Here is a 3,735-nt window from a genome sequence, read left to right on the forward strand (position 1 = left end):
GCGCCGGTTTCTGCGAGCACCAGGGTGGCCATGCCGGAAAACAACAGGACAGTCATGAGCATGAGGGCAGGACGCATCACCCCGCAGAGGTAGGAGAATCTGGTGTGCTTCATCGTTTTCAACCTGCCGGGGACAAATCAGGATTCAGCGGCAGCCCCTGCATGCCCATAATCATGTGATCCAGACCATAGAACACCGCCAGCATGATGATGATGGCAATTGCAACGGCAACCAGACGACCACCCACCCCCAGTGTATTCTGCTCTTCCATACCTGCTCCCGCCTCAACCATGATGAACCGTGACGCCACCGGAATAAATCAGCAGCCAGTAGAAAAACCCAAGCAACGCGATCAGGGTGCCAATGAACAGTTTTTTCCCCCAGCCGGCATCTGCTTTCGTCGATGGGGATTCCACTTTATCCGGGTGTTCGGCCATGCCTGTTCTCCTGACGGTGCCCTGGATCCACAGATTCAGGTGACTTGTTGAATAGGCGACCACGCTGCGCCTCCCGGTGTATTTAGCAATAACCACGCCAATAGCGCATGAATTTGAATAACCCCTTGAAAAATACGGCAGAGAAGACGGAGCCATCCCGCTTTCCGGGTGATTTCCCTCCTGTTTTTATTTCTTTCTTGAACAAAGCATTCACTCACGGAAACGGACTGAACCAAATCCTTCAACGGCAGCACCATGATCCTTCTCCCCCCAGTACTGACTGCAGCCCGGCAGACATTGCACAATTCATCTCATCCAAAACCGTATTGGGCCCAATATTGAACAATGTGTTCAATGACGCTGTTACCCTCCCCGCCCTGGCCCTCATACAGCAGCGGTTTTTCAATCCTGTTGATGGCATGAAAACTGCATAATCAACAGTTCAAACATCTCACAGGAAAGGCAGCCCCCCCGGAACATGACAACCTACAAAGAAACTGTGGACACCTTGTGCCAGCTCCTGCAGAGCGGTGATGAAGCCGACCGCTGTTACGCCGCCCGCACCCTGGGGTTGCTCAAAGACACGGCTTCAGTCGAAACCCTGATTGAACGCCTAAAGGACGAAGACCTGGATGTGGCTATCGATGCCGCTGAAGCGTTAGGGAACATTGGCTCATCCGAAGCGATTCCCGCGCTGATCGAATCCCTGGAAAACGACCCCAGCGGTGAAGTCTGTACCATGATTGCCACCGCCCTGGGCCGAATCGGCGCTGCAGAAGCTGTCGACCCCCTGCTGAAAATCTGTCTGGAGCGTCCCGAGGATATGGAATGGGACGACGACTGGGACACCTGGTGGGACGTACAAAAAGCCGCAGTCACTGCCCTGGGCAGTCTGCGCGCCGAAAAGGCTGTCGATAGCCTGGCAGCCCTGATCGATGATGAAACCCAGCAGGATATGGAACCCACTTTGCTGAACACGCTCATCCGCATCTCCGATACTGGCGAATCCCTCGTCATTGGGCGTCTGCAGAATCAGGACAGTCTGCCCATTCATCGCCGCCGCGCCGCTCATGCACTGGCGCTGTCCTCATCCGGCAACGCCACCAGGGCTCTGGGCAGAGCATTGACGGATCCTGCACCGGACGTGCGCGCCGAGGCTGCTTTGTCCCTGGCCAGACAGAATGCCACCTCCTACCTCAGTGCACTGACCCTGCTGCTGCGCGATCCGGATGGTGAAGTGCGCCATGCCGCAATCAAAGCCATCACGGAACTGGCCCGGAACAGCGGCAGAACCCCCGAAATGGAAGACGTTTTCCAGACCATGCTTACCGATCCGGATCCCGGGGTGCGCGCCATTCTCTACAATGTGCTGTTGCCTGTCGTTGGGAGTAGCGCCCTTTCCGAACAGAATTTCCAGGCCATGCTCGCCTGCACCTCCGACAGCCATGCAGAAGCAGCCTCTGCCGCCTGCGCACTTCTGGGCGCCAACGGGAACCCCGGCGCCCTGGACAAGCTGTTGCAGATTGCTGCGGACAGCAGTGCGCACCCCATGGTGCGCCGGGAAGCGGCCACAGCCATCGGGAAACTGGGCCGGATCGATTCCCGCGTACTCGACACCCTGGAACAGGCCATCACCGACCAGCAGCAGGTGGTGAGACTCGCTGCACTGGCCGCACTCATGGAACTGGAAAAAACCGGTCAGGTCACCCCGGAAGAGCAGGAGCAGGAGGACGGAACCACGCCTCTGCCGCATCCCCTGGACATCATACTGGGCGCATTGCAGGGTGAAATCACCATTCCCCAGCCTGCCACCCCACCGGTCGAAGTAACGCTGGACACACAGGTAGATAACCCGGAAGCGGACCAGGAATCAAGAGCAGCAGAAAACGAAGAGGCGGTAGAAAACGCCGCTCCCGAACTCGAATTGCCGGAAACCCCTGCGGAAATCGTCGCTGAAGGCGATGTTGCCCCTGCCATGTCCACCCTGGATGCCATCGCCATGGCAAACGTGGAAACCATGATGAAAACCGGCCACCCGGAAAAGGAGATCCAGGACGAAATCACCCAGGAATATCTGGAGATTGTCGAGGACAACAAGGAACTCATGCAGCGCATGCGTTCCAACCGTAAAATCGACGCCCAAGAGGACATCCGCCGTCTCGCCGCCCATATTCTGGCGGAGACCGACCGGGCGGAAGTGCTGCAAACCCTCATTCAGGCGCTCAATGACGATGCTGCCATCGTGCGCCGCGAAGCTGCCGCCTCCATCGGCCTGCTGGCTCAGCGCAATCCGCAAATGGAAGCACTGTCAGATGCCGTGGGTACGTTGATCACCCAGTTGGCCATTGGTGATCTGGATCAGAAGATCACAAGCGCCAGAGCACTCAGCCATATCGGCAACCGCACGGCCCTGATACCACTGACCGAAGCGCTCACCGCGCCGGAGTTCACCCTCCGCGTGGCGGCTATCGAAGCCCTGGTTCATTTATCCCTGAACAGCCAGGACCCGGCGAAAGCAGATCATATGGTGGTGCGCGATGTTCCTCCTCTGAGCATTGCCCGCAAACTCATGGAACGCCTGGAAGACAAAGAGATGGCCGTGCGTGTCGCTGCTGCCAGGGGGCTGGCAGAAATTCTGCAGCCGCTGCAGGAAGAATCATTTACCCGTAAGGCGGTCGAAAAGATCATTGATGGCGTTACCCTGGGTACCGGCGAAGAAGCAAGGCTGATCGGTCGCGCCCTGCGCCGGTTCGATACCGATCTTGCCAACAGTATTCTGCTGGCAAACCTCAAACAGGCTGATGACAGCGTCAAGCGCAGCGTATTTATCGAAATGATAGAAGAACTGCTGACTGAACGGGACAACCCCGAACAGGCAGCCTAAGGAGCTTCTGAACAAGCCATAAATGGATGACTTGCTCGAGATTCCCCAACAATCAAGGAGACAACTCTATGAAAAAGACACTCATCACCCTCAGTATCGCCGGCCTTTGCGCCCTGCCTTTGGCAACTCAGGCGGGCACCTACAAGGAAACCAGCGTGTCCAATGGCGGCACCATCAGCGGCACGATCAATTTCAAGGGCAAGGACCTGCCGCCAAAGACCTATACCATCTCCAAGGACAATGACGTCTGCGGCACGGGTGAGCGCAAGATCGATTTCGTGCGCGTCAAAGACGGCCATCTGCTGGACACCATCGTGTACCTGGAAAAGGTCAAGGAAGGCAAACCCTTTCCCGCCGACGTGGGCGACGTGGGCGACGTGGGCGACGTGGGCGACGTGGGCGACGTGGGCGACG

4 protein-coding genes and 1 pseudogene are annotated in these 3,735 nt (G+C 57.5%); 2 read left to right on the top strand and 3 right to left on the bottom strand.

Going from position 1 to position 3,735, the window contains the following annotated elements:
- Positions 1-118 precede the first annotated feature (118 nt).
- Genes ACOCD2_RS14200 through ACOCD2_RS14210 form a run of 3 tightly spaced genes read right to left on the bottom strand, consistent with a single transcriptional unit; the run spans position 119 to position 694 of the window.
- The gene (locus ACOCD2_RS14200; RefSeq protein WP_293648808.1) at positions 119-271 is read right to left on the bottom strand and encodes a hypothetical protein; all 153 of its coding nucleotides are present in this window, start codon (positions 269-271) and stop codon (positions 119-121) included.
- 13 nt (positions 272-284) lie between these two features.
- Complete coding sequence (locus ACOCD2_RS14205) at positions 285-437, bottom strand: hypothetical protein (protein WP_293648810.1); 153 nt, start codon at positions 435-437, stop codon at positions 285-287.
- A gap of 35 nt (positions 438-472) precedes the next feature.
- The gene (locus ACOCD2_RS14210) at positions 473-694 is read right to left on the bottom strand and encodes a hypothetical protein (protein ID WP_293648812.1); all 222 of its coding nucleotides are present in this window, start codon (positions 692-694) and stop codon (positions 473-475) included.
- Between the two features lie 221 nt (positions 695-915).
- On the opposite strand from ACOCD2_RS14210, the gene ACOCD2_RS14215 reads away from it, so the two are divergent.
- Together ACOCD2_RS14215 and ACOCD2_RS14220 are read left to right on the top strand one after the other, a co-directional pair.
- The gene (locus ACOCD2_RS14215) at positions 916-3,321 is read left to right on the top strand and encodes a HEAT repeat domain-containing protein (RefSeq protein ID WP_293648814.1); all 2,406 of its coding nucleotides are present in this window, start codon (positions 916-918) and stop codon (positions 3,319-3,321) included.
- 68 nt (positions 3,322-3,389) lie between these two features.
- Positions 3,390-3,735: pseudogene (locus ACOCD2_RS14220) on the top strand (hypothetical protein); the annotation flags it as partial.

The organism is Thiolapillus sp. (assembly GCF_048562965.1).
Lineage (GTDB): Bacteria > Pseudomonadota > Gammaproteobacteria > Chromatiales > Chromatiaceae > Thiolapillus > Thiolapillus brandeum_A.